Source organism: Pseudomonas sp. AM4(2022) (assembly GCF_036346515.1).
Lineage (GTDB): Bacteria > Pseudomonadota > Gammaproteobacteria > Pseudomonadales > Pseudomonadaceae > Aquipseudomonas > Aquipseudomonas paracarnis.
The window spans coordinates 13,970-40,233 of sequence record NZ_JAOTNW010000013.1 but is presented as its reverse complement, the minus strand read 5'-3'; the positions used below and the strand labels follow the sequence as shown (position 1 = coordinate 40,233).

Annotated in this window: 19 protein-coding genes; 9 read left to right on the top strand and 10 right to left on the bottom strand. The window is 51.6% G+C overall.

The features are described 5' to 3' along the window. Positions 1 to 164: 164 nt before the first annotated feature. From ODQ19_RS18470 to ODQ19_RS18445, 6 genes are all read left to right on the top strand, one after another. Positions 165 to 2,360: an iron-containing redox enzyme family protein gene (locus tag ODQ19_RS18470; RefSeq protein WP_330210858.1), complete on the top strand. Its 2,196-nt coding sequence runs from the start codon at positions 165 to 167 to the stop codon at positions 2,358 to 2,360. Then, positions 2,357 to 2,974 carry a LysE family translocator gene (locus ODQ19_RS18465; protein ID WP_330210857.1) on the top strand — a complete coding sequence of 206 codons (618 nt, stop codon included), beginning with the start codon at positions 2,357 to 2,359 and terminating at the stop codon, positions 2,972 to 2,974. The genes ODQ19_RS18470 and ODQ19_RS18465 overlap by 4 nt, the downstream gene beginning before the upstream one ends. Next, positions 2,971 to 4,803: a carbamoyltransferase family protein gene (locus tag ODQ19_RS18460; protein ID WP_330210856.1), complete on the top strand. Its 1,833-nt coding sequence runs from the start codon at positions 2,971 to 2,973 to the stop codon at positions 4,801 to 4,803. Before ODQ19_RS18465 ends, ODQ19_RS18460 begins: the two co-directional genes overlap by 4 nt. Then, positions 4,790 to 5,929 carry an SGNH/GDSL hydrolase family protein gene (locus ODQ19_RS18455; protein WP_330210855.1) on the top strand — a complete coding sequence of 380 codons (1,140 nt, stop codon included), beginning with the start codon at positions 4,790 to 4,792 and terminating at the stop codon, positions 5,927 to 5,929. The genes ODQ19_RS18460 and ODQ19_RS18455 overlap by 14 nt, the downstream gene beginning before the upstream one ends. Positions 5,930 to 6,259: 330 nt before the next feature. Further along, the gene (locus ODQ19_RS18450) at positions 6,260 to 6,517 is read left to right on the top strand and encodes a hypothetical protein (RefSeq protein ID WP_330210854.1); all 258 of its coding nucleotides are present in this window, start codon (positions 6,260 to 6,262) and stop codon (positions 6,515 to 6,517) included. Positions 6,518 to 6,843: 326 nt separating this feature from the next. Then, on the top strand, positions 6,844 to 10,935 hold the full coding sequence (locus ODQ19_RS18445; RefSeq protein ID WP_330210853.1) for an autotransporter domain-containing protein: 4,092 nt from the start codon (positions 6,844 to 6,846) through the stop codon (positions 10,933 to 10,935). A gap of 193 nt (positions 10,936 to 11,128) precedes the next feature. Here ODQ19_RS18445 and ODQ19_RS18440 read toward each other — a convergent pair whose 3' ends face one another. The 10 genes from ODQ19_RS18440 to ODQ19_RS18395 all read right to left on the bottom strand — a co-directional run bounded on the left by ODQ19_RS18440 (position 11,129) and on the right by ODQ19_RS18395 (position 22,757). Continuing rightward, the gene (locus ODQ19_RS18440) at positions 11,129 to 11,800 is read right to left on the bottom strand and encodes a hypothetical protein (protein WP_330210852.1); all 672 of its coding nucleotides are present in this window, start codon (positions 11,798 to 11,800) and stop codon (positions 11,129 to 11,131) included. Then, entirely contained in the window at positions 11,797 to 12,342 is a 546-nt protein-coding gene (locus tag ODQ19_RS18435; protein WP_330210851.1) for a hypothetical protein, read from the bottom strand. The genes ODQ19_RS18440 and ODQ19_RS18435 overlap by 4 nt, the downstream gene beginning before the upstream one ends. A 5-nt stretch (positions 12,343 to 12,347) precedes the next feature. Continuing rightward, the gene (locus ODQ19_RS18430) at positions 12,348 to 13,265 is read right to left on the bottom strand and encodes a hypothetical protein (protein WP_330210850.1); all 918 of its coding nucleotides are present in this window, start codon (positions 13,263 to 13,265) and stop codon (positions 12,348 to 12,350) included. Between the two features lie 185 nt (positions 13,266 to 13,450). After that, positions 13,451 to 13,939, bottom strand: coding sequence for a hypothetical protein (locus ODQ19_RS18425; RefSeq protein WP_330210849.1), 489 nt, complete (start codon positions 13,937 to 13,939; stop codon positions 13,451 to 13,453). Further along, positions 13,936 to 14,616 carry a hypothetical protein gene (locus ODQ19_RS18420; RefSeq protein ID WP_330210848.1) on the bottom strand — a complete coding sequence of 227 codons (681 nt, stop codon included), beginning with the start codon at positions 14,614 to 14,616 and terminating at the stop codon, positions 13,936 to 13,938. Before ODQ19_RS18420 ends, ODQ19_RS18425 begins: the two co-directional genes overlap by 4 nt. 28 nt (positions 14,617 to 14,644) lie before the next feature. Next, complete coding sequence (locus ODQ19_RS18415) at positions 14,645 to 16,912, bottom strand: TcfC E-set like domain-containing protein (RefSeq protein WP_330210847.1); 2,268 nt, start codon at positions 16,910 to 16,912, stop codon at positions 14,645 to 14,647. A gap of 75 nt (positions 16,913 to 16,987) precedes the next feature. After that, on the bottom strand, positions 16,988 to 17,518 hold the full coding sequence (locus tag ODQ19_RS18410) for a CS1 type fimbrial major subunit (protein ID WP_138451680.1): 531 nt from the start codon (positions 17,516 to 17,518) through the stop codon (positions 16,988 to 16,990). A 357-nt stretch (positions 17,519 to 17,875) separates the two neighbouring features. Next, complete coding sequence (locus ODQ19_RS18405; protein WP_330210846.1) at positions 17,876 to 18,778, bottom strand: EAL domain-containing protein; 903 nt, start codon at positions 18,776 to 18,778, stop codon at positions 17,876 to 17,878. Positions 18,779 to 18,910: 132 nt separating this feature from the next. Next, on the bottom strand, positions 18,911 to 22,120 hold the full coding sequence (locus ODQ19_RS18400; protein WP_330210845.1) for an ATP-binding protein: 3,210 nt from the start codon (positions 22,118 to 22,120) through the stop codon (positions 18,911 to 18,913). A 10-nt stretch (positions 22,121 to 22,130) separates the two neighbouring features. Beyond that, positions 22,131 to 22,757, bottom strand: coding sequence for a response regulator transcription factor (locus ODQ19_RS18395; RefSeq protein WP_138454094.1), 627 nt, complete (start codon positions 22,755 to 22,757; stop codon positions 22,131 to 22,133). A 343-nt stretch (positions 22,758 to 23,100) separates the two neighbouring features. Here ODQ19_RS18395 and ODQ19_RS18390 point away from each other — a divergent pair, with 343 nt between their 5' ends. The 3 genes from ODQ19_RS18390 to ODQ19_RS18380 all read left to right on the top strand — a co-directional run bounded on the left by ODQ19_RS18390 (position 23,101) and on the right by ODQ19_RS18380 (position 26,127). After that, complete coding sequence (locus tag ODQ19_RS18390) at positions 23,101 to 23,517, top strand: hypothetical protein (RefSeq protein ID WP_330210844.1); 417 nt, start codon at positions 23,101 to 23,103, stop codon at positions 23,515 to 23,517. Between the two features lie 28 nt (positions 23,518 to 23,545). Then, entirely contained in the window at positions 23,546 to 24,262 is a 717-nt protein-coding gene (locus ODQ19_RS18385; RefSeq protein ID WP_330210843.1) for a nitroreductase, read from the top strand. Between the two features lie 470 nt (positions 24,263 to 24,732). Continuing rightward, complete coding sequence (locus ODQ19_RS18380; RefSeq protein WP_330210842.1) at positions 24,733 to 26,127, top strand: MFS transporter; 1,395 nt, start codon at positions 24,733 to 24,735, stop codon at positions 26,125 to 26,127. The last annotated feature ends 137 nt before the right edge of the window (positions 26,128 to 26,264 follow it).

The window sequence follows — 26,264 nt, the reverse complement described above, 5'->3', positions numbered from 1 at the left end:
AAGCAACGGTATCGTCGCTTAGATGCTTGGGAAATTTCCTACATTTATTGACGTTGAGGGGGATAAATATCGAGTCAAGCGAGGAGGCGGGCTTGATTGGTTTTTGCAGCAGGTCGGAAAGATTTCTGGCGACGAACTCATTAATGTAATCAAAGGATTGAGCGATGGTTGGTATTTTTCCTCTTTTGCCTGACGATGTGCCGAGCTTTCTCGAGATTTCGCCAATAGAACTCGACAAGTTTCAGCAAGGTTCTCGCCAGTGGTTTTTCAGGCTGATCAATCAAGAGGAATGTCACGGGTTGCTCGAAGTGGTCTGGAATAACGTCAATCATTGTTTGGAGGCCTATCGTTGTTCCGCAGACGCCTCAAACTTCGCTGAGCTGATTATTGTAGAAAAAAGTGCGGCAGACACTCTTGGTGAAAGGGTTAGGCGAGATGTTTTTAATCAGTTGGAAAGCGAGCGGCAGCGACAGCATTTTTATTATCAGCATGCTCCACTTTTTAAAACCCTTGGCTGTTGGCTCTCCGGAGTAATTTCTATCCCCTACGCGTGGCGTAGGGACGCTGGGCTATTGCTTCAGACCCACGCAAAAATCGTGGGGGGCGGGCACGCTACACTTAGCCAGAGTTATCAATTCGGCCAAATCGCACGGCAGGCTGGGGTGAATTTGGGTGACGTGTTCGCAAACAGCTTCAGCCAACACCCCAGCATTCAGGACGCTGCTTTCGAGCTCCCGGTTTTTTTGCTTGGCTTGGCATGGTTTCCAGCAACACGGTTCCCAGAAACCTTGGGCGTTAACCTTGCGTTATGTAGCTATCTCGATCAACTCAATGCCCTTTATGACGAGCGCGGAAACCTACTCTTCGGACAAGCTTCAGGTGGTAGCTATCGTCCGCTGGCTCTGGCGGCCATTGACCATTACTTGGCTGAGGTCGACCCGAAATCTCATGCGCAGATAGCCACAGGTCATGCTTGCGCAATGGGGTTTATTCACAAAAATGAAAGCCGTCTGGCCAGCGAACTAATGGATGATGTGCGTTTCAGCAATGCGGCAGACATGGCCGCGTTAATTGAGAAACTAGGCCCTCATGGCTGTGGTTATCACAAGCGTGGAGCGCTGGCGGATCAGCCCATTGACCATTGGCTGAATCCGCAAACGTTCAATGCACATGCAACGATTCAGGCGCTAGCGAACTCTCGCTACGTCAAGGCTGGCCAGCCAGGAAAAAGCGCTTTGATGAATCTCATCAGCAATCCGAAAGGCAGAATGTTCGGTGTCTTTTCCACGAGGGATATCCACGTCGTTGATACTTGGATTGCAACACTTAATACCGAGAAAAAGGGGACTGATGCCAGGCTGCCGCCTACCGGGTTACATATTGAATACCCTGCTGGGCCATGTGATACAGCGTTCGCAGAGGCCAGGCAGAAAGCGCTGGCGAAATACTCTAGATACCCTCTACAAAAACTTTATCCCCTGTTCCTTCATATTGATAAAGCACTGGATGCACTTCCGATGGCCAGGCACTTTGCAGAGCGCTGGCTGGCCCGGCATTGCGAGACAGTGCAGAAAGAAGGACTGCCGTTCAGCCCATACAGTCATCATCAATTGGATCTGTGGCTGGCTGCACAGCATAAACGACAAGTTGAAAGCTATCGGCCGTTGACGGACGCTCCGGAAGAAACGCGTGAGGAGATCATTGCCGATGCAATCAAACTTGCGCCATTGACCTTAATCGACGGGGCTTGGCTGCGAAATATCGTCACGCCTACCAGCGCCACTAGTCCCATCGGTGCGTTGCTGTATCGGACTCTGCTTGATGAGCTCGGGCAAGGCGACACCACAATCCATCACGGCAATATTTATCAAGATTTGCTGGCCAGCATGGGCGTTGAGTTGGGGGACTTCACCGCGCAGTCCTTTGCATCATCCCCACATTTCGACAGTGAGTGCTTGCAGGTTCCCGTTTTCTGGCTGGCCATCTCACTGTTTCCGAAAAGTTTCCAACCGGAAATACTGGGACTGAATCTCGCAATGGAGCTTTCGGGCGTGGGGGGCGAGTATCGCCGCTCAGCCGATGTGTTGCGGCACTACGGTTTTAGCTCGATGTTCACCGACCTGCACAACACCATCGACAACGTGGTCAGCGGTCATACGGCTTGGGCGATAGAGGCCATCAAACAGCATCTGGATGATGTGGCGCAGAGCGGCGGGCACAAAGAACTCTCCCACCATTGGCGGCGCATCTGGGTCGGATATCGAGCGCTAAGCCCTCCCACTAAGTCATTGCTATCCACTCTGCGAGCCTTTGCCCAGCGCAGTCTCACCAAAATCACTCAACGGCAGGATGCATTATGAATTACGGATTCTTGACTTTCATATTGGCAGTACTGGTCATCAACCTCTCCCCTGGACCGGCAATGCTTTATGTGATGAACCAGTCTCTGAAGCACGGTGTGCGAACCGGCCTTCGGGCTGCGGCGGGCGTTGAGTTCGGGGTGTTTTTCTACGTATTGCTTGCAGCGTTCGGCTTGGTGCTGATCTTCAAGGAAGTGCCGCTGCTGTATCGCGCCGTGCAGATCGCGGGGGCTTTTTATCTAATGTATCTGGCTTATATTTCCTGGCCTCGTCGAGCTGCTGCCGATGCCGCTGTGGTTGGCGAAAATCCGCCTGCCCCTGCCCGCTATGCCTTCAGCAAAGGCATGCTTATCAATTTGTCGAATCCCAAGATCGGCCTGTTTTTTATTAGCCTGCTGCCGCAATTCGTGCCTTCCGACGCAAGTCCCGCCTGGCTGCATTTTTTGCTCTACGGGCTCATTTTCAATATTGGTGGGATCCTTGTGAACATGACAGTCGGGCTCACCGCTCACTCTTTGAGGGCCACCATCCAGCGTGCTACCTGGTTTGACTATCTGCCCCCTGTGCTGTTTTTCGCCATTGCGCTATTCGCCTTTGTACAGGGGATCGCATGACCTACATCATTGGAATTTCAGCCTTCTACCATGACAGCGCGGTGACCCTGCTCAAGGATGGACAAATCGTCTGTGCTTTGCAGGAGGAACGTTTCTCGAGGATCAAACAGGACAAGCGCTTTCCGGCTAAGGCCTTGCTCGCTTGCCTTGATCAGGCGGGTATCAGTCTGACTGATATCAGTTGGCTGGCCTACTACGAAGACCCGGCCATCAAGTTTGAGCGGATCTGCCAAACCTACAAAATTAATTTCCCACGAGGTGCGCTGGCGTTCGCAAAAAACTACACCAAGTTTGTCGCACGAAAGAATGTCAGCGGCATTCTCGCCAGCGAGCTGGAGGCACTTTTCCCCAGTGTTGTGATGCCGCCGTTATACCTGTGCCAACACCATTTGAGTCATGCAGCTTCGGCGTTCTACCCGTCACCGTTCCAAGACGCCGCCGTGTTGTGCGTCGACGGTGTAGGGGAGTGGTCGACCACTACCGCTTGGCATGGCACCGGTAACCAGCTTAAACCGGTGTTCGAGATCCGTTTTCCCCATTCCCTTGGCCTGTTGTATTCGGCGTTTACGTATTACTGCGGATTCAAAGTCGACTCCGGTGAATACAAACTCATGGGATTGGCGCCTTACGGCGAACCGAAGTACGTCGATACCATTCTTGAGCACCTTATCCAGGTTGAAGACGACGGCAGTTTTACCCTGAACCGTCAGTACTTCGATTACGAGGTCGGCGAGCGGATGATCAGCGATGCCTTTGAGGCCTTGTTCGCCGGCCCGCGTCGCGAACCTGAGGCCCGCATCACTCAGCGGGAAATGGACTTGGCCGCCTCAATCCAGGTGGTCACCGAGCAGGTCATGCTGGGTCTGGCCCGCAAGGTGAAGGCAATGACTCAAGCAGAGCACCTATGCCTCTCAGGCGGTGTAGCTCTGAACTGTGTGGCCAATGGCAAACTGGTGCGCTCTGGACTGTTCAAAAGCCTTTTCATCCAGCCAGCCTCAGGGGATTCCGGTGGTTCATTGGGCGCCGCCTTGCAATGCCATTACGAAAATTCTGGCCTGCATCGCGAAGCAGATGGTGTCGAAGACAGCATGCAAGGCGCTTACCTAGGCAATGACTACAGTAACGCCCACATCGAACAGAATCTGCGTCAGCTGAAAGCCAACTATCGAAAGCTCGACCCTTCGGCATTGGTTGAGGCGACAGCGGCCCAGCTTGCCGATGACAAAGTGATCGGATGGTTTCAGGGGCGCATGGAGTTTGGCCCTCGGTCTCTCGGCGCGCGATCGATTCTGGGTAACCCGCGCTCTGAGCATATGCAGAGCGTAATGAACCTCAAGATAAAGAACCGCGAGTCGTTTCGCCCCTTCGCACCAGTTGTGTTAGCCGAGGAGGCACATCATTGGTTCGATCTGGATCAGCCGTCGCCTTACATGTTGATCGTCGCCCCGGTACAGCCCGACAAGCGTGAGCAGACCGTTGACGAAGTGGGTTACGTGGGTATCGAGAAGCTCAAACTCAAGCGCTCGCAGATACCGGCGGTCACTCATGTGGATTTCTCCGCCAGGGTGCAGACGGTAGATGGGAAGCACAATCCTCTGTTTCGTCAGTTGCTCACCTCATTTGCCAGGCGGACGGGTTGTCCGGTACTCATCAACACCTCGTTCAACGTCCGAGGCGAGCCCATCGTTGAGAGTCCGGAAGACGCTTACCGGTGTTTTATGCGCACGGAAATGGACTGCCTCGTGATTGGCCAGTTTCTGCTGACCAAGCCCGAACAACCTCAATGGAATGAAGATACCGACTGGAGAACGCACTATGCCCTCGACTGAGAAACCCGTACTGGATCACCACCAGGCCGTGCAGGAGGTCTATAAGTGGACCCCGCAAATCCGCGACTACGACCGTTTCATGCACATTGGGGCGCGCTGGGTGCCCTACACCATGTACTTCCATGAGAAGAACTTTCGATCGCCGACGATCAATACTGACGCTTTCGGATTTCGCTACAGCGAGTTCGACGGCCAGCGTTTCTCAGTTACCGAGCTTCCAGCGAATGGCAAGGTCAACTTGCTGGTAGGCGGCTCAACTGCTTTGGGTGTTGGGGCCACATGCGATGCATCCACCGTGGCCTCCAGGCTCAGCGAACTGACCGGCGAGGTGTGGCTGAATTTTGCCGGGCGTGGCTACAACTCTACCCAGGAATTATTGATGTTCCTGATGCATCAAAAACGCTTTGGGGAAATCGGCCATGTAGTGGTGTTCAGTGGTATCAACACCTTAGCACTGGAAGGTATCCCGGACGAATTCGCTAGTGAGCATGGTCGTTACTACTATTCCTTCGAATTTCAGCATTACATGAATAAGTTCAACGAAGACATGCAACGCAAGAAAAGCTCGTTCGGGTCCAAGGGGCGACAATCCTGGCTGCAGCGCTGCAAGAATGCAGTGTTCTATCAGAATCCGGCAGATGAAATAATCACCGACGATGGAATTTCGTTGGATGCCCGTCTTGAGCGCGCAGCTGAATCTATCACTGGGGCGTTGAGTCAGTGGAAGCTGCTGCTGTCCGGTAGCAATGCCACCCTTAGCTTTATTCTTCAGCCTTTGTCCCATTGGTGCCGGGACCAGCTAACGCCTGCTGAAGAGGCCGTCTTTCGTGCCATCGACAGTTGCCCGAACAACTTCTACCGGCTGTTCAGCGGTGTATTGGGTAAGGAAGTGCACGCGCCGTTTTTCAAGCATGTTCAAGCGAAAGCCAGCGATATCCGTTGCCTGGACATGAATGCCATGCTTAAACAATCACCTGTATTCAACGAAACCCTATTTGTAGACCGTGTCCATTTCAATGATCTGGGCAACGAACAGCTTGCAAAACTTATCAGCGCCGAACTCGGCCTCTATCTGGAGCAAAAGCATGAGCATCATTCGAAAAATCTTGAACCTGTTCAAACGTAAGAAAAAGAAAAAGGGTGGGTCTATCTATCCGCTTCGCTAAGTCTCTTTCTAAAAGCCTTCAGCGAGCCGCCTATCGCATTGACTGGGGATTTGCTCTAGGCTTTTTTGGTTTCTCTTTGAAATGCAAAATTAAAAAAATGGAAAGTCAGAATGGTGCAGCGCTTATCAAGTCTGTTTCTGACGCATGTTTTTCGACCTGTTGTTTCTATCGTCTCCCAGCTATATATCTAATTCCACCAAGATGTTGGGAATCTCTTCCGTCCTCGGTCGTACCGCGCATGGGGAAGGATACATCTGAGCGATGTGATCCATTAATTATAGGTGTATACAATGATCGAGCGTAACGTCGAAATTAGATTGCTAGTTATCGATGGGCCCTTCAAGGGCCAACGTATGGCTCAGCCGGGAGAGCAGTTCCCCTTCGAGGCCAGCAGCGTTAGAACCAAAACGAAGATTAAGGTCACCTACTATTTGCGCTGCCATCGGCTACTTGGGATGGTGTGGGCCTTACCTACCAACAAAAGCGTTTCAAACTGGCAAGCGCCGAAAAACCATCCTGACGATGATCAGCGTCACGTCGTTATTTAGAAGATGTAGCCCGACGTATAGTCAAATGCCGCGAGCAACTCCGGCATGTCGCTCCGTTGCTGAGCATACGGCTAAAAATAAAGTGCGCTTTACGTGCTCAACGTTCGCTGAGCGTTATTATGACTAACACCTGGATTTACAGGTATGAAGTTGCCTGGATCAGAACTAAAAATTAATCAATAGGAAATTTCCTAAAGGGTAGAATATTTAACTGTGCGGTGTCTGAATAATATTTTTTGGTGTTTCTAATAATGCAGTAACAAAACCGAAAAGAAAAAACTGCATAACGGTATCTTCCAACTAAGCCAAATGACTCAGGAAGAATCATGCCGTCAACAATCAAAATTTCAGATGTGCGCCTACTTGGCCAATACACTGCTTTGAAATATGCATTTTTTGTCTGGTTGGCTTCACCAGCATCTGCATTAGCCGACATTGATATCGACACCGCTAACGGGTTGATTGACTCCAAAAGAACAGCCTGGTTCAAAGAACTGCAAAGCCATGTCATCACTGGCTACCCACAACCAGGGTCAGAAGCGGCAAACCTTGACCGACTAGGGTCTATCGCCTACGCGCAGGACAGCGGCGACAGATATCGACTCGCCATCAGCGATGCATCCCAGAAATCTGTCTATAAGAGGGCGATCATGACGCAGTCAGCGCTAGGCTCCCTCACCCCTGAAAAAACACCCAGCGCACCGCTGGACCTCTCAACCTTCGATTCATACAGTCACTTGGTAGATCTATACAACCTGGCAAGCTACTCATATGACGCTAATGAAAAAAGAGAACGAACCGCAGATTTCATATTAAAAGACCAGTTCCTTCGTGGTCGCCCCAAGGACGTGCTTGAGAACTCACAATACATAAAAAACTACCAGTCCATAAAAGGTTCATCCTTCCCCAGCGGCCATACGTGGGATGGCTATGAAACGGCCATGGGCATGAGCCTGGTATTTCCAGAGCGTGGCAGTGAGATCATTTCCCGCGCCTTGCAGTACGGCGAAAGCCGGGTCGTATTGCGAGCGCACTTTCCTACCGACACCATCGCGTCCCGTATCGGTAACTATTACTACCTATCCAAAATGCTGGAAGACGACACGCTGGCAACGACTTTTTTTGAGTTGAGCGGGGATATCCGCAAGCAGGTAGAAGCATCGAAACTGTGCTCGGGCACCTTGCGCAGCTGTCTTGAGGCTCAAGACTCGCCCTTGACCGATACCCAAGCCAAAGAAAACTACAGCCTCGGTTACTACAATCAAATGCTCGCGCGTGACGCCGTTGTGCTCGCGCCTGAGCATATCCCGCAACAGGCCGGCGCCTTGCTGCGTTTTCGCTTCCCCTATTTGAAATCACCCGAATGGCGGCAGATTCTGGCCAGCACGGCTTATCCCAGCAATTCGCTGGCGGGCTGGACCTTCGATGCCAACAACCCGAATGCCAATTGGGGTCTGATCAACCTGCCTCGGGCTTTTGGCGGCCCCACCTATTTCTATGAAAACTTCACGGTCAACCAAAACCCGGATTCGGATCTGGACCTGGCCGGTTTTTCTCAGGTCGATACCTGGAAGGAAAATATTGGCGGCCCTGGCGGTTTGATCAAAGAGGGCAGTGGAACGCTCATTCTCACGGGCAATAACACCTTTGGTGGTGGCATCGATCTGAACCAGGGCACCTTGCAAATTGGTAACGGCGGTGCACAAGGCTCAGTGCTGGGCAATATCAACAACAAGGGCACGCTGACCTTTAATCGCAGCGATGACGTGGTTTTTAGCGGCGACATCAGCGGTTACGGCAACATCATAAAAGACGGGGCAGGCACCCTCGAGCTTACGGGCAGTAACCGTTCCATGGGTTACACCTATATCGACAAGGGTGTACTGAAGGTCAATGGCACGCTGAACCATGCATTGGTATACGTCGAGTCCGGCGGCCAATTGCAGGGCAGCGGCGAAATCGGTCAGGTTGTCGTCAAGGAAGGCGGGGTACTCGCGCCCGGCAATTCGATCGGAACGCTACGCATCACTCAAGATCTGGTCTTCAGGCCCGAGTCGGTCTACCGCGTCGAGGTTGATGCCACTGGGCGTGCAGACAAGCTGGATGTGACCGGGCCTGTTGACCTGCAGGGTGGCCGGGTCGATGTTCAGGCGCAGTCCGGCGATTATCGTCCTAGTACCACCCTGGCCATTATCCAGGCGCAAAAAGGTATCAAGGGTCAATTTGCCAGCGTCACCTCCAACCTGGCGTTTCTCACGCCCAGCCTTGCTTACGAACCCAACCAGGTAAACCTGAACCTGTTGCGCAATGATATTCGCCCCGCAGAGTTGCTGCAAAACGAGAACGAAAAAGCCCTGGCCACGCAATTGCTCACCACGATACCGGCCGGCCCGGTGGCAACGTTGCCAGGCGATGGCTTGGCGGCCACCGACGTACAGCCTTCCCCGGTGACCTCTGAACCCACTGTTCCAACAACCTCCGAACCTGTTGTTGTTACTGTGCCTGACGCACCCCAGCCTGTTATCACTCAACCCCTTCCAACCCAGCCCGTTGCACCGAGTTCCTCTCTTGCTGCCATTGCTCAAGCGATCACGCCACCGGTGCCGAGCATCACAATGAGCGACGAGCTCCCCGTACTCTTTGGTAGCGACGAGGATAAAGTCTTTGGCGGCAGCCTCAGTGGCCACGCCAATCTGGTTAAAACCGGCGCAGGTCAGCTTAGGTTGACGGGCGGCGGCGATATGGCCGGGCGCATCGATATCAACAAAGGCACGCTGAGCGCCAATGGCACATTGAGCAACGCGATGCTTTACGTCGAATCCGGTGCTCAGTTGCAAGGTATCGGCGAAGTCGGCGCAGTCACCGTCAAGAAGGGCGGGATCATCGCCCCGGGCAACTCGATCGGCACCTTGCGTGTTGCCCAAGACCTGACCTTCAACCCCGAGTCGATTTACCGGGTGGAGGTCGATGCGGCTGGGCGTACCGACAAACTGGAAGTGGCCGGGCGCGCGGAACTGCAAGGTGGTCTGGTGGACGTCCAGGCACAAGCCGGTGATTACAGGCCCAACACCACGCTGGCCATTATCCAGGCGCAGAAAGGTGTCAGTGGTCAATTTGCCCAAGTGACCTCCAACCTGGCGTTTCTCACGCCCAGCCTCGCTTACGAACCCAACCAGGTGACCCTGAACCTGTTGCGCAATGATATTCGCCCCGAAGAACTGCTGAGCAGCGCGAACGAGAAAGCCGTGGCCACCCAACTACTGAACGAAGAGCCGGTCAACCCACCGCTCGCGACATTGCCAGTCGCTAGCACGGCATCGTCAACTATGACCACACCAGAGCAGGCCCCATCCGCTGCCCTGTTGGACGTGGCTGCGCCACTGAACGCTGCGCCGGCACCGTCTCTTACCTGGGCCCAGAAAGAAAACGACGCCTTGATCGGACTTTCCAGGGACGAGTTCAAGAACATCATGAAACCCATGACGGGCGAGCTGCATGCTTCACTCAAGAATGCGCTGCTGCAAGACTCAAGCTACGTGCGCAACGCCACGCTCAATCGTCTCGACGAGACAGAGCACAACCCACGTGCCCTTGGCGTCTGGGGGTATGCCTTTGATTCCAGAGGGACACAAAACCGGGAGGGTGATGCAGCCAAACTCAATCGTTCGATTCAAGGCGTCATCGGAGGGATTGATCGACAGGACGAAGAAAGCGGCTTGAAAGCCGGTCTTGCCGCCAGCTATCAAAACAGTTCCGCCTCGCTGTCCACGCAGAGTGCTTCGGCCGACGTCGAAACCTACAGCCTTGCTGCCTATGCGAGCAAACAATTCGACAGTCTCACCCTGCGCGTCGGTGCGGCTTATGCCTGGCATGAGATCGACAGCAAACGCGATGTAGCCCACAAGAATGGCTCCACGCGACTCAAAGGCAATTATGACGGCAGCACCCGCCAGGCCTTTGCCGAGCTATCCCACAACATTCACTTCAACACAGTGACGCTGGAACCCTTTATCGGGCTCAACTACGTCCACGTTGAAACCAAAGCATTTTCAGAGAAGGAAAACCTCTTCGCCCTCAGTGGCAAAAAAAGCCGCATGGACGTGACCTCGGCCCGACTCGGTGCGCGCGTGAACGCTGTTCATCCTCTGGCCAATGGCATGGCCGTGCGTCTGAACGGTAGCGCCGGGCTGCAACACGCATTCACGGAGAAAACCACCGACACTCGTTTGAAGTTGCAGTCCCAAGGAGACTTCGTGAATATTTCCGGCTTGCCCGTGCAGCAGGACACGGCTCAGTTGGCGTTCAGCGCTACCTTGGATTTGACGCCGGCCTTTTCCGTGGGGTTGAGGTACACAGGCGAAATAGGCCAGCGCTTTCACGATCAGAGCACCTCTGCCATGGCTTCATGGACGTTCTAGGAACAATCAGGCCACAGGGCCCTGCGGTTAGCTGATGGCCGCAGGGTTTATGAAGTGATCGGCTGCGGCTCGGACTCAAATAGGCCGCCGCCACACTCGCCGCCAATAAACCACAGTTCAAGTTATTTCCGCTCGCAGGCCGAGGGCCGATTTGATTCCCAACGTGCTAACGGCGGCAGCATCATCAGCTTTATCAACGTCCAGATTTACACGGAGGATGGCCAGGAACCTCAACTAAATGGCCGATCACTTTGCGAGGAACGCCGGGATAAATATTAAAACCGGACTCCGACTTTCCATCGACGTGCAAGCTGGTTATTGAATGGCGCACCGTCCCGCTTGCAATCAGTTCAGCACCGTCCGAAACACAGACTACCTTCAGGGTGTCAGTTTCAGTGGCTGGTAACTGGCGAACGAGCGCACTGAAGCTAAGGTTAATGATCACACCTTTGAATTTTTCTGGCCCGTCCTCTGTCCGGGGTCGTATGACTGGTTTGATATCCAACCGATATACCGTTTCTGCATCAACTGCTCTGACAGGTTTGAGTACGATTTTTTTACTCTGCCCAGGGGCCAATGTAACCTGGAAGGGGAATGCGTAAAGTGCGGGTTGCGCTATGTCAGCAACCGCCTCAAGCGTTTCTTCCTCTATGCGCACGCCAGGGTTCTTTAACAGACGTAAGGAAATGGACACGTACTCAGCGCGGTCCCCGCTATTAATAATATGAACACTCAAAGGGGCGTTGCGTATCTGAATTCCCTTGGGGGAAATATCGATTGTGGCATCAGCGCGTTGGGAGGCAAATGAACCGGCCAAGCAAAGAAGTAGTGCCGGAATAAAACGCGTATGTGGTAAGCGATTCACGGGGTCTTGACCACGGGTTCAAAGGTAAGGGAGAGCACTCCTGTATATACTCCGATAGTGCCTGTGAGCGCGCCTTCAGGCGGATAGGCTGAAACAGACAAATTATAGTAGCCGAGAGAGTCTTCTCCCTGTCCAGTCGAAGCAGGGTTATGAAACACTGTGCCTTGCTCAATCATCAACGGCTTGGTGATACCCCCTTCGTTACCCAATGTTACGGTAGGGTTTCTAAAAGCGAGCATTGAGTTTTTTGTATGCTGAATGCGCACGGGTTCATCTAGATGAACTTGAAAATCACCACTGCTGGACAACACACGTATGCGTGCGTCGACTTGATAGGGAGCATCCGGGCCTCCTATTTGTTGTAGCTCCAGGCCTTGGTTGAACCAGGAACCTTTGTCATCTGTAATAACTAATAAGTTTGGGATAGTTACGCCAACAGTAATAAAAGTACGTGTCTTGCCATTTAGTACAACCTCGGCAAGTATTTGGTTTGACGTTAGGAGGACTGCTAGTGCGATGCTGGCGATAAATTTTTTTTTCATGATCGTTATGGTTTGGTCGTCACGTTAAAGTTAAGAATGTCGTAGTAGTTGCCCTCGACTTGAGTCTTTGAAATATTTGCCCTGATAGTCGGGGAGAAGCAAGTACGTCCGCTAGCGTCGAGGGTGATAGTATTTCTCGTATTGTTAGGGATTTTTAATGGTTTATTTTTTCCGTCGTTGAGCGTTAGACTATAAGGAAGGTAGCTAGAATCTGAAAAATGTCTTAAACGGTAAGTGTCGTCAGTGCCTCCATGTGTGTTGTAAGTATTTATAATGAATTTTTGACCTATGACCTCGCCACTATTATAAGTAAAGCAAAGTTGATCTTTAGTGCTGCCAAGTGTTTTCTCGACAATGCCTGGTTGTAAATCACCAAAATCCCAATCTGGGACACTGACGTTCAGGGTGATGTCTTGAGGGGGTGGGGTTTCTGGGTTAATTATCCTGCAGGAGCCGTTGAATTCATCGGTTTTGGAAATATAAACTGCGCCTTTTGCATCAAAATAAGTTTCTTGATTTACTTGGGGTGTAAATGAAAAATTACCTGTTCTAATTGCGATTCCTGGCCATTTTGAGAGGTCGCTTACTCTAAAGAGTACTTTGATCTCAGCAGTGAATGCATCTTTTTTGTACCAGTCATAAGTGTTGGTGTACATTATGAGGTTACCAGATGGGTACTTAGTGCCATATCTGGCATCGTTAATGTAGGCGGAGCCATCAGTTGAGTTTGAAGGGGTTCCATTGCTGTTATAAGTGTATAAAATTATTGCTCTACTTGCGAAGGCATGACGCGAGGACGTATTTTTACCAGGCATGAGTTTATTGAATGGAACAGTGACATAATAACTTGCCAAGCCATTCCCGTGGTCTTGATACCGACAATTGCTGTATTCTCCCGAGACATTTCCTGTCGGTTCATCCATTGCGCTTACGTTAGAGCAAGAAAAAAACATAGCATATAAAGATAAGGTTGTTGACAGCTTTAAGTTGATTGCTTTGTGTGGTGTGGTATTCAATGGTTAGCATTTCCTGGTGAGTGGTATAATGAGTTTTCTACAGAAGAAAGTTAATATGTGTCGACGTAATTTTAGTCTGTGGTTTCTATGTTTTACATGATGGTTGCTTGCTCCCTTGGTTGTTTTTTTTGGTATATAACTACTCCGTATCCAACTTTAACAAAAACTGGAGTGGCTTTCTTAGTGGGCTCGCCTTCTAAAACCAGATGCTCGCGTGGTCGAAAGGTAATGCGCCAGATATGGTCTTGCTCAACCTGTTGGATAATTCTAATATCTAATCTATATCTTTGCCCTGGAGCAATGGCTAGGCGGTTCGGAGTCACCAATAAACTCGGCTTTTCAACCTGTGAAATAGGCACTAAGTGTTCAGGTGATTCGCCAGGGTTAGTCAGCAAAGCTTGATCCACCTGCAAATATAATGGTGTGTCCCCAATGTTTTCTGCAAACAGCTCTCCGGCGGGATGTCCAGGCAGCAGAGACAGTTCGTTGCTTGAAAGTTTAAGTATCCCGGTGGCCGTGCTTGAGGCCGAATATATGGCTGCAAAAAATCCAAGTATCTGCAGGTGTGAACGTTTTTTCATGGGCATACCAACGATTGTGGCTGATCTTCAACGCTCAGTTTTATTCGAGAGCTTTTGAAGTGCCGTGGTACACCAGGAAATACCGCTATGGTTTGCTCTGATGCGCTCTCTCCTACAACAACATGGGTGAATAATTGCCGTACATTTCCGCTATTAACCAGCGTAAGGCCACCCTTTTCGCAACGGTATGTCCAGGCCACGTGTTGATTTTTGGGGGAGGGCATATGGCGAATAAGCACCCCGTAACCGATAGAGACTGACATCGGTGCGGTAATCTTGTCCTGTGGCGCGTCGTCAACTCGCAATGAGCGTACTGGCACGATGTAAAGGCGATAGAGCGACTCTTGATCGGGTTCTGCGAGAGATTTCAGTGTGACCACGCGAGTTTGATTTGGGCCTAAGGATAATTTGTCCGGGCTGGAAATCAGTTCAGGATGAGCCAACTCGGCTAACGCCACTTTTTTTTCAGGAACCAATCCGGGGTTTATGACTTTTTGGAGATTGATGGAAAGATACAGCGTGCTGTCACCCATGTTGCGAAGTTTGACTTTCTGCTCGTGACTGTTGAAGACCTTGGTGCTGGCAGGCATAACCATTAACTCCCCTTCAGCCAAGGCAAGGTTTGAGGAGAAATAGAAAAATACAAAAAATGGTGTCAGTAATGTTCGAATTTTCAAGGGAAGACCTGTAAGTAAAAGCTTGCATTTAGAGGCAGTGGTAATAACTGCCGGTGGTTTTAGTGAGGTCGCAGGTATAGCGGCGACCCATCTGCGTCACACTGATTTTGGTCAGCAACGACTTGCTGAAAATGGAAAATAAACCATTCTGGTAGACGGTATCGCCGGTCTCTAATATTGTGCCGCTAATTGGCTTCCCTCCAGCATCAATCAAAAAACCACTATAGATCATGCTGATTTTTACATTCGCCTCTGAACTGTAGACTTGGCCGGGGTGTGAGCGAGTAATATTCGCCGGCACTTCGATGTTCATGTCCATCTCGAGGCTTTCGCTGATGACTCGGGCAAACGGAAGGTCGCTGTAGCTGCCGAGAGGGATCGCATACAGGCTGTTTCCGGCCACGGGGTAGCCCTCAACTTGAAAGCCATAGTCGGTATTGTTTACTTCCGGGGTTTTAAGCAGCATGGCAGCCCCGCTGTCGCTATAACGGCCAAAAGCGAGTCCTTGAGAATTGGCAGCAAACATACCCCTGTAGTTAGCATCAATGTTGCTGTTGTCGTTGTCGTGCCCAATATTGACAGAGGCTTCGCCACGGGTACCAGAACGGCTGCCATAGATATTCATACTGTTGCGATCGTTGATGTGATTGGCTGTCACGCCGGCAGTTGTAATGCCATAGGTGTCTTGAAAGTCCTTGCGATAGTCTCCACTTAATTGAGTTTTTCCTCCAGAATATGTCGAACTGATGGAGGCTTGGGAGTTGTCCAGGGCCCAAGTCGTATTAATGTATATGCCGAAGTCATTGCTACTTTGCTGGTAACCACCTTTTTGTAGGCCCACTGAAAAGGTAGACCATAAGCCATTGGGACGGTAGTTCCACCGTGCTTCAAGTTGTTGTGACTCGCCGCTCAGATATTTCTGGTAATTATAAGCCAGCGTGATGCCTCCCAGGATATTGCTGTAACTAATACTCGAGCTTGGGGACCCTTGATAGAATTGAGAAATATTGTTGTTCTGGTATCGGCTTACCATAAGATTACCTAGTTTCTCATGACTGACGAAAACACTGGCGTAGCCGCCTGTTGCGCGCTCACCGCTGAGCAGGCCCACCGTTGGCGTGAACTGAGTTTCCCCGACTTGGCTTGGCCGAGTGATATTAATTTCGCCGGCATTGCGGTGTCGGTTTCCGCTTATCACAGAGGCATTCAAAAAAAACTGACGCAAGTTTCGGCTCACTCCACCTTCGAGTAAGCTGCCACCTTCAGTCATGTCTTCTCCGACCGTCAGATGCCAGGCATTTCCACCACTACCGATAAAATCAAGGTTGTTTATCTCTTGAGTAACCTCACTGATCTGATTTCCGTTCCGGTCCACCAGTTTTAGCTGTACTGAATAGTACCCACCCGGCAAGTCAGCCAGGTTTATCTGATTTCGTCCTAAAGTCGCGGGTCGTTTGAGGATCAGACGCCCGTTTCGATAGAATTCATAGTTGCCCTCTGTCGTCGAGTAAAGCAACAGCGTATTAATATTTCGATTCGTTTGTAGATGGTTTTGGCTACCCAGGGTTATGAATTTATCGAAACTTGGAGATAATAAAGTGTTGACTGACCCCGACGTGTAGTCGAGGCTGTTCTGTTTGCCAGCACGCAAATAAGTATTTGATAAGTTTTTCTGAAAATAAAAGGATGAAATGTCCTGGCTGCTACGACTGTAGTTTCGGGTGCTTTGGCGGCCAGCATACCAACTCATATAACCGAAACTCTGGCCGGGCATGCCCAAAAAGGTATTGCCATTTATATTCATGGCACGGTAGCCTTCGGTAGAGGCTCGCAAGTCGACGGATTGGTTGTTTACTAATCCCCACGCAGTATGTGGAACAATAACGTCCTCTTGGGTATCTCGGATGGCAACGGTACGCTTGATTTTGTCTACGGTGATGTAATGGCCCATGAGTTTTAGGTCACAGCCACTTTTGCACTGGCGGTAGTCAAGTTTGCTCAATACGTGTCGTATAGTAGCGATGTCTTGTAGTGAAATGCCGTTCTCATGATATTTTTCCGCGTCAAATATTAATGTCTTTTCTGAAGGTTCAAAGGCCATCACCCCAGGAAGCGTTCGACCATTGTAAGTCGCAACATAGCTTGCGCTAGTGTCCATTTCGACTTCGCTGAAGCCTTCAGGTATGCCATAGGAGAATTTAACTTCGGCACTCGATGAGCCGGATTTTAAAAGTAGCGCACTTAGCAATAATGTTGTGACCAAATGCTGGCGCCTACAAGCAGATAGGCCTTTCATTTCTTAATAGAACACCAAGGAAAGGAAAGCCTCGAGTATCTCAAGGCTTTCTAGCGGTAAGTTATAATTAGAGGATTATGGGCCTGTGGCTGCAACGGGTTCGAATACCATTACCAGATCACCACTGTAACTACCGTTGGTGCTCAACTGGCCATTTTGGACGGGGGCGTCGACTTTAATGTTAAGGTCGTGAACTTCATCAAACCCGCCGTTGCCAGCGGTGATTTGAGTGATTTTTTGCGAGTTCCCGAAGGAAACGGGGACTTCGCCTTGACCACTACCGATGGTGACTTCTGGATTAGTCATCTCATAGTTTCCGTTGCTCATTTTTAGTGGTTGAGCCAAAGAAACATTGAATTCGGAGTTCTTGCTCCATACACGTACTGGTAGAGTTTTGCTGAATTTTTTCTGCTGGTAGTCATCTGCATCCAGTTCTTCTGTGCTATACCATGTCGAACCATCAGGCTTGGACACGAAAATCGCATCATTGATCTGCGCAGTCAGCGTGATCTTCTTGGATACTGAATCCTTAGGGGCGGCAGCATGAGCGGCGCTGATGAGTGAGGTTGCAATGCCAATGGCGAGGACGAGTTTACTGAATTTCATCTTTGGCTCTTCTATATTTTAAAAAATAACTGTTAGTGACTCATCTGCAGTGACGCATGAGTTGAGTTCACGGACAAACTATACTTCTTATTAAAAAGCGGAGGTCAGAGCTCTATTCTTGCGTTTCGCCCGGAAATTTCTTGTCTTTTGACTGGGGGGGTTCTTGGGTTGGGCGCTCGATAGAGAATCCTTGTATTAAGATCAGCCGGGTCTACTCTTGCGCTGATGAGTCCAGCCAAGTCATTGGTGAGATCAATAGGAAGTTTGCGTGTGTTCGCGCAGCTGAGGAGGCGCTGGATCATGATGGGAAGGAAGGGGCGTTTGAAGGAGATTACTTGCCTGCGCCCCTCGTATTTATCACTTCAAGTCGCAGATCAGCCTCTGGAAGCGCTGATACGGTTTTATCTTCCAGCTATCAAATTCTTCAAGCGACATAGGCTTGGCACACAAGTAACCCTGGCCCACCCGAGCGCCCATTTCGACCAGGCAATTGCGTTGTGAGGGTGTCTCAATACCTTCCACCACTGCCTCCATACCTAACGCATTAGCTAATGCCAGCGCATTGCGAACAACCACCCGATAGCGCTCTGAACTATCAACCGCCCCAATGAATTCTCTGGCCAGTTTGATTTCATGGAACACCACCTTGCACAGTCTCAGCAGTGATGAATAACCCGTCCCGAAGTCATCGATTGACAGGCGAACGCCCAGGCGACTCAGGCGATTGAGCTGCTTGATGTGCGCATCGGAAAGGTCGACCGGGCCGTCTTCGGTAATCTCAAAGGTCAGTGACGAACGTCTTACGGGATGATCGAGTAACCATGTTTCCAATCGGTCGACAAACGTGCTGCTATTTAATTGGCTGAGTGACAGGTTAAACGCAAGTTTGAGAGACCGCCCCATGCGGTGAAGCTGGAGCTGGTAAGCCAGCCCTTGCTCCAGGAGTACAAATAACAAATCGTCGAGCCAGCGCTCCTGCTTGATAAGCGGGAGGAAGTGGGCAGGCCCAAGCACGCCGTGCAGTGGATGGTGCCAGCGCGCCAGCACTTCCGCGGCATTGACCTCTCCGGTGCAAAGGTCGAATTTGGGTTGTAGATATGCACGAAACTCTCGCAGCCAAAGGCCCAGTTGCACATCTTTCGCGCTGGACAGTTGAGCGGGTGGTGCTAATTCGTCAGGGCAGTCCGATTGCCTGGGTAAAATCTCCTTTGTTCGGGGAAGCAAGCTCGATAGAAACGAGCTTGAAGCGCTGTAGTGCATGAGGGCCAAGCCTGGTGTTAATACCCTCAAAGCTTATGGGAATTCTCTTTGGCATTGCTAAGGAAGCATCTGTGGTGTGGGCGCGCTTTTTCTTGAGTTTTACCGAGATGTTTCTTGGTGGTTGACGGGTGGTCATTCCGGTCGCAGCGACTGACTGATTGTTTCCAGTAGCTGGATCAGCTCCGTCACAGCCTCGACGGTTTCATCGGATATCACGCCTTCAGCGCAGATGTCTTCGACCTCATTGCAGTGGTCGAGCAGCCTTGCGTGATTGAGCATGTATGCCGTGCCCTTGAGCTTGTGTGAGATGCGTTTGATTTGAGCCAGGTCCCCTGTATCAAGGGCCTGCTTCAAGGCCAGGGATTCATCGGTATTACTCGCGGCCACCTGCTCGGACAAGTCTTGGCGGATGTTGTTCATCGCTGAGGAGGCTTGGTTGAGGTTCTCGGCGTCGATGTCGAGCATGGGAATCCAGCGGTTCAGCACAGCCAGCGTGATCGGCTTGGCCAGTGAGTGATCCATACCCGAGGCCAGAGCGCGCTCATGCGCTTCGGGCTGGGCGTCGGCCGTCAGCCCAATGATCAAACATGGGCGGATACCTTGAGCTTGCTCCATTGCGCGGATGTTTCTGGTCATCTCGTGGCCGCTCAGCTCTGGCATGTTACTGTCGGTGATCACAACATCGACAGCGTGCTCTTGCCACATTGCCAAGCCTTCCAGGCCGTTACTGGCGGTCAGCGCGTGGTGCCCCAGATAGGAGATCTGCTGGTAGAGCAAATACTGGCTAGGTAGATGATCTTCGATGATCAACACGGTCAGTGGCTCATCACTGTCGGCTTTCACGGGCTTGCAGGCATTGTCTTCACAGACTGCGCGCTCTGAGCTGACGCGCTCGAGTTCGACACTGAACGTTATGCGGGTCCCGGCCCCCGGGGTGCTTTGGGCTTCCAGGCTTGCACCCATTAATTCGCTGATTTCCTTGCAAATTGCCAGGCCCAGGCCTGCGCCGGCATTAGGGTCGCTGACGGCCGCGTTCGTCACAAAGAATGGTTTGAAAATTTGATCGATTTGCTCGGCAGGAATGCCTGCGCCGGTATCGGTAACGCTGATCTGAAAGTGCAGGCGTGTATCGCTCGTCGGTTTTACCTGGCAGCGAACCTCGACACTTCCACGCTCCGTGAATTTGATTGCGTTGCTTAAAAGATTGGACAGGATTTGTTTGATTTTTAGCCCGTCGACCCAAACCAATTCCGCCGACAGCGGGGCGATATCCAGCCGCAGATGTAACTGCTTCTGCCGCGCCAAGCCTGAGAACACATGGCTTGTCGACTCCAGAAGCGTTTTGATCCGGTTAGGCTCTGGAACTAAGCTGATTTTTCCAGATTCAATCCGCGATATGTCGAGAATGTCACCAATGAGGGCCAGCAAACCGGTAGCTGACTCGTACGCGATGTGTACGGACTGTGTGTTTAACTCGGCTTTGTTTTTGCGAGTAAGCACCAGTTCCAGCATGCCAATGATCGCATTGAGAGGCGTGCGAATTTCATGGCTCATGGTGGCCAGGAACACTGATTTACTTCGGCTGGCCGTCTCAGCCGCTTCCTTGGCTACCTGCAGTTCATCCAGCAATATCTGCCGTTGCTTCAAGTCCTGGCGTTTGTGCAGAATGCGGCGGCGCTGCGTCACGATCCACAACCCGGCGATCAGTAGCAGTGCGCCCAGAATTTCAAACGATCGCCAGATGTAGGCAGCTATCCCCTCCCAGTATTTTTCATCAGTTGCCGAGTTGGCACGCCAGCGACCGTGAATCTGCACGAACTCCCGCGGGGGGATTTCAGCCATCACTCTATCGACTATAGAGATCAGCTGTGGATGATGCTCGGAAGTAGCAAACACAACGCTAGCGTTGGGGATATTAACGATGCCTCCAACTTTCAGGCTGCTCTCGAATTTGTACGAAAGGTAGTAGCGTATGACGCTCGCGGGAGCGAGGACGATATCCACGTCGCCATCCCGAGCAAGCTTGAAGGCTTCACCCAATGTGTCGGTTTCCTGGATACGTACATGGGGGTATTGTCGGGCGAGGATCGGGGACAAAAGATAGCCTTTCGCCACAGCCACTGTTGCCGTGCTTTGGTCATTCAGGACTGTCTGGTGGTCCTTGCGCGTGGCAAAAAGGTAAGCATTAGCCCCCGCCGGGCGGCTGCGCAGGTACCGCAAAGGTGCGTGACTGGCCTCTGTGAGAATGCCGAGGTCTGCCTTGCCATTCGCCAGCAGGGTATCAACCTCACCCAATGAGCTCACACGGATGATCTGGAACTGAATGCCTGACTTGCGGCGAATAATTTCCAGCAAGTCAGAGGCAATTCCGTTCAAGCGACCATCGCTGTCGAAAAAGGCGTAGGGGGCCAAATCCTCGCTTACTACCAATTTCACAGTCTGGGAGGTGTCCAGCCAAGTGCGCTCGGAATCGGTAAGACGGGCGCGAAAATCGTACCCATCACATCGCAGGTTATCACCCCAGAAATATTGGGCGTCAGCCAGTTGGCAGCGCGTTAACCCGCCTAGTGCGCGTTCGAACAGGTCAGCCAGCATCTGGTTATCTGGGGCAATCGCAAAGCCGACATTGATCTCTGGCTGCGGTGTGCGCTGGCTGACGCCTACTCTCGTGCTGAACAACTGGCTGGATAGAGAGTAGGTGGAGGCAGGATCTCCAAGGTAGGCGTCATTAGTGCCCGTCAACACTGACGTCATTGCCGCCAACGATGAAGGGTAGGAAGTGAATGTGCCTTGACCTCCGCTGCTTTTGTACAGTGCAAGAGCAATATCATTGGCCACAGCGATCTTCAGGTCGGAACCAAGGGTGTTGTTTTCGCTACGGTCGCCACTTTCGGTAAAAAGGGTCAGGCGTGTCACTGCATAGGGCGGCGTCAAAAGTGCATCGGTACGCTTGGTATTCAGGATTGTCGCGTACGCAACCAGGTCGATTTTCCCCTCGCGCAGCGCGCAAAAGAGTTCCTCACTCGAGTCGAACGGCCTGACCTCGATAGACACTCCCAACTCACGCTGCAGTGCCACGAGATAATCCGCTGTAAGTCCTTCAAAACTCGAGTGGTCGTTGATGATCCGGTAGGGCGGCAAGGATTCAATGCTCACGCCGACGATCAATGCATGCTTGCGCTTGAGCCAGGCCCGCTCTTGCTCGTTGAGCTGGATTTTCACGGCGTTAAGCGCTTGTCGCGCCTTAGGCTGAAGGTCACCGGTTTCGGCAAGAACCTGACTGCAAATCCCGAATATCAGCACAAAGAGGAGGGCACTAATTTGGGGAAATATCGTCTTCACGAACTCAGGCTCAGATGAGGTTATGTTGTTTGGCGATGTTAGCCAACTCCACTACCGAGGTGACGTTTAACTTCATGAGAATGTTGATTTTATGGCCGCTGATCGTTTTGGTACTGAGGTTGAGTTTCTGCGCAATATCGCGGTTGGAAAACCCTTCAGCCAGCAACCGCATCACATGCATTTCTCGATCTGTTAGATTTTCCAGGGCCCCAGCTTCCCCTGTTGCAGAGGTTCCCGAGAAAAACGGCATGACATCCCTTGGGAAGAGCACGTAGCCGTCGGCGACTGTTTCGATCGCCTTGAGCAATTGGGCTGTGGGTTCGCTTTTGCTGACAAACCCACTGGCGCCGGCTTGAAAGCAGCGACTGGCAAAGGTGTCTTTGGTCTGTGATGTGTAGACGAGCACGCGGGTTTCAAGTTTTTCCCGCACGATACGTTTCAAGACCGTCAGGCCGTCCACTTTTTCGAGGCCAATGTCGAGAATTACCACGTTTGGCTTCAACGACTCGATCAGTTGGACGGCGTCGGCTCCGTCGGAGGTCTCGCCTATTATTTCGAATCCGATGGACTCAAGGGCTACGCGAATACCGTGACGGACCATTGGGTGATCATCGACGATCAGTACTTTTTTTCTCATTTTTCAGTTGCTTAGCCTTATGGAATGCAGAAGGGGGATTCAGGAGTACACCGCGCTATTTCCATGCGACTCGGTACTGACCTGGTTGAGTATGGTTGAATTTTTCACGTCAACAGTCTGTTTATCGTAGTGAGCCATTATTGCAGACCCGGTACGCGCTCAGCTCCAGGTTTTGCGCTCAACAGAGGGGCGAAATTTCTTGCTGGAAATCGAGAAAGATCTTGCTTCTGTTGTGAGTAGTACGCTTTTTTGAAATCCAAGAAAAACCAAGGAAATGCCGAGATTTATCCTGTAGGCCCATCGACGACAACGGGATACTTTGGCGTTTTTCGAGGAGCGAGCAGTGCACACCGGATCGGGGAGAATTCTTATCGTCAGCAAGAATCCCAGCACGCTTTTTGCCTATGCCCGCACGCTCAATCATCTGGGGTATTTCTTGCTCTGCTTGTGCAACAACGTCAGTGAGGTGGTCGATGCTCTGGAAGCGGGCAAGCACTTTGAATACTTGGTGTATGACGCATTTGACCTGCCTAACGACGCAGAGAATTTGAAATTGTTTACCCGATACCGCGCGATCTTATCGGTTGTTGCGATTGCCGACGTAAATTCTCAACAGCGTCAAAACCTGATTCTCTGGGCGAAAGCTCATGACATTCCCCTTCGAGGGGTTCTGCAAACACCTCTGCGTCCGTTGGAGCTTTATGCGTTGATAGGATGTGGTCGCAATGGCTCATTGCTCAATTTACCACTGGGTACCTGAAATTCTTATATTTGATCAAGAGGAAGTTATGACGCTTGCAATGGCTGGTTTGGATGATGCAACGCTGATGGATGACACTTTAGCATTTCAAAAAACAGCACGTAGCCGACGGTCTTTCCGTGGTTTTTTAAACACCCCTGTACCTGATCACATCCTTCAAGAAGTTCTGAAAGACGCCCAGTGTGCGCCTTCCAACTGCAATACCCAGCCGTGGAACGTGCATATAGTCAGTGGCCAGAAATTAGTAGAGCTGTCGCAGGTTCTTCACGCGAAAAATGCAGCTGGCGAATTCACTCCTGACTTTTCATTCGATATGGACGCTTTCTACAGCATTTATGCGGATCGTAAGAACGCGCAGGGCAAAGCCTATTACGAGGCGATGAACATCATGCGCGAGGATGAGGCGGGGCGCCGTCAAGCAACAGCCTTGAATTTTTCCTTTTTCAACGCACCCCAGGCGGTCTTTTTATTTATGCCGGTTTTTGGTGACAGTGTCCGGACGGCTGGAGATATTGGTATGTATGGTCAAACCTTTCTCTTATCGCTTACTGCTCGGGGCTTAAGTGGTATCCCGCAAACCTCCCTCGGTTTTTTCGCAAAGGCGATCAGGGAGGTGCTCGGTATTTCTGACGAAATGAAAATGCTGTTTGGAATGTCGTTTGGTTACCCGGATGAGAGTGCACCCGGCAATCAGGCACCTACTGATCGTGCGCCAATCACCGACAGCGTTACCTTCCATCGCTGAAGAATCGTATTTTTCAACTCTTTCAGCGGGTATGTGACGCAGATTTAAAAAACATGAAATGTAATGGCGAGATCATGTAGGAAATTTTCTCGCGTTCAACGGCGCTGTACTGCTCATCCCGGGTGACTGGAAGTAACCAGCACGCGGGATGCCACAAACAGCTCAGAGCTCCCAGAACCTGGGCGTTGCCCGGGCTGCGCTGCGGGCTGGGCTTTCGCGGCATATCCTCTGGCAGCAAGCTACCTCGGTATTCCACGTCTTCTTGATCGCGCCAGTCCATGCGCCAGGACTGCTTGTAAATGCGGGTCACCTAGAAGTCGGCTCGGAAATTTCCTACATGATTCCGCTTGGTCGCCCCTTACCGTTCATCAGAGGACCATTCTAAGAGCCTGGGTTTAAAACGCCCGATAAAAACGTGCACAAGACTGGTGATTTGTCCTCATAACCATAAAAACAAATGAGTACCGGCAATGCATAATCAGATTGACAGTTTTCGCGTGGCGCTCGACGCCCGTCCCGTGTCGTCTTACCAGTGGTGGATTCTTTTACTTCTCACATTGTTGATGGTGACTGACGGCTACGACGCCCACGTGCTGGCTTATGTGGTACCGGCGTTGGCTCAGGAGTGGGGGGTGGAGAAAGCGGCGTTCGGGCCAGTGTTCAGTGCCAACTTGTTGGGACTGACCGTGGGGGCGCTAGCGATAACGCCACTGGCAGATCGGTTTGGCGTGCGGCGAATTCTGCTGGCCAGCGTGGTGATCTACGCGACCCTCACGGCGTTGACGGTATTCGTCAATTCGCTGAGCAGCCTGATGGTCGCACGTTTTATCTGTGGTATCGGCATGGGCGGGGCGATGCCCTGCGCGATGGCGTTGATGTCTGATTATTCTCCGCCTCGCCTGCGCACCATGATGGTGACGATGGCAGCCTGTGGGTTCTCCTTTGGTGGTGCGGCGGGTGGTTTTGTCGCCGCTGGCTTCATTAGCAGCTTTGGTTGGCATTCGGTGTTTATTGCCGGAGCGTTAGCGCCTGTGTTGCTGTTACCTTTTCTGCTCAAATACCTCCCCGAGTCGCTGCCACGTCTGTTGCGTGACCAGCCACCTTATATACGTCTACGCAAAATCACTGCGCGTTTAGTGCCGGACTGGCAGCCTCCTGTCGCATCAGTTGCGCAAAATGAGCCAGAACAAGGCAGTAGGCTCACGGTGATTGAGTTGTTTCGGCATGGTTATGCGCGTCCGACTCTGCTGATCTGGTCGACGTTTTTCGTTAGCCTGATTCTGGTGTATTTCATGATCAGTTGGTTACCTTCACTGTTGCTTGAGAGTGGCATGAAGTTGAGTGAGGCAAACCTGGTGACTTCGGTATTCCTGTTCGCCGGTACCTTCGGGGCGGTCTGTCTGGCTTGGCTCGCCGACCGCTTGCAACACAAGGTGCGTCTGTTCTCGGCCGTGTTTGTCAGTGGTGCGGTATGCACCATTATGCTCGGCCTGCACCATGAAAACCCGCGTTACCTGTGGGGCTTGGCTTTCGTCGCTGGTTTTTTCATCATTGGCGGTCAACTGGCGCTCAACGCTTTTACCAACAACTTCTATCCGTCCCACGTACGTGCCACCGGAGCAGGCTGGGCGCTGGGTATTGGTCGCTTTGGTTCAATCTTGGGTCCGCTGTTCGGCGCCATGTTGTTGGCGATGCATATTCCAGTGCCGCAGATTTTCTTCTACTGCGCGATTCCTGCAGTCATTGCCGCCTGGTTGGTCATTCAGGTGCATCTGCCAGCGCCAGTGCCCTCGGCAGATTCGGAGCGCTCTGACGGTGCGAATGTGACGCTTGATTTGTCAGCGTCAACGGCGAAGGCTCCTTAAGTGAGAAAACACGTAATGACGACACCGATCACTTGCATTGAAGATTTAAGATTGCTGGCAAAAAAGTCCTTAATGCTGGAGTTCGGAAGGTGTGTTCGCCGGCCCCTTACTGTTCAGCAGCGAAATACGGATAGTGC

Coding starts and splice junctions, on each gene's coding strand:
- ODQ19_RS18470 (WP_330210858.1), top strand. CDS start 165: ATGGTTGGTATTTTTCCTCTTTTGCCTGACGATGTGCCGAGCTTTCTC.
- ODQ19_RS18465 (WP_330210857.1), top strand. CDS start 2,357: ATGAATTACGGATTCTTGACTTTCATATTGGCAGTACTGGTCATCAAC.
- ODQ19_RS18460 (WP_330210856.1), top strand. CDS start 2,971: ATGACCTACATCATTGGAATTTCAGCCTTCTACCATGACAGCGCGGTG.
- ODQ19_RS18455 (WP_330210855.1), top strand. CDS start 4,790: ATGCCCTCGACTGAGAAACCCGTACTGGATCACCACCAGGCCGTGCAG.
- ODQ19_RS18450 (WP_330210854.1), top strand. CDS start 6,260: ATGATCGAGCGTAACGTCGAAATTAGATTGCTAGTTATCGATGGGCCC.
- ODQ19_RS18445 (WP_330210853.1), top strand. CDS start 6,844: ATGCCGTCAACAATCAAAATTTCAGATGTGCGCCTACTTGGCCAATAC.
- ODQ19_RS18435 (WP_330210851.1), bottom strand. CDS start 12,342: ATGAAAAAAAAATTTATCGCCAGCATCGCACTAGCAGTCCTCCTAACG.
- ODQ19_RS18430 (WP_330210850.1), bottom strand. CDS start 13,265: ATGGATGAACCGACAGGAAATGTCTCGGGAGAATACAGCAATTGTCGG.
- ODQ19_RS18425 (WP_330210849.1), bottom strand. CDS start 13,939: ATGAAAAAACGTTCACACCTGCAGATACTTGGATTTTTTGCAGCCATA.
- ODQ19_RS18415 (WP_330210847.1), bottom strand. CDS start 16,912: ATGAAAGGCCTATCTGCTTGTAGGCGCCAGCATTTGGTCACAACATTA.
- ODQ19_RS18410 (WP_138451680.1), bottom strand. CDS start 17,518: ATGAAATTCAGTAAACTCGTCCTCGCCATTGGCATTGCAACCTCACTC.
- ODQ19_RS18405 (WP_330210846.1), bottom strand. CDS start 18,778: ATGCACTACAGCGCTTCAAGCTCGTTTCTATCGAGCTTGCTTCCCCGA.
- ODQ19_RS18395 (WP_138454094.1), bottom strand. CDS start 22,757: ATGAGAAAAAAAGTACTGATCGTCGATGATCACCCAATGGTCCGTCAC.
- ODQ19_RS18385 (WP_330210843.1), top strand. CDS start 23,546: ATGACGCTTGCAATGGCTGGTTTGGATGATGCAACGCTGATGGATGAC.
- ODQ19_RS18380 (WP_330210842.1), top strand. CDS start 24,733: ATGCATAATCAGATTGACAGTTTTCGCGTGGCGCTCGACGCCCGTCCC.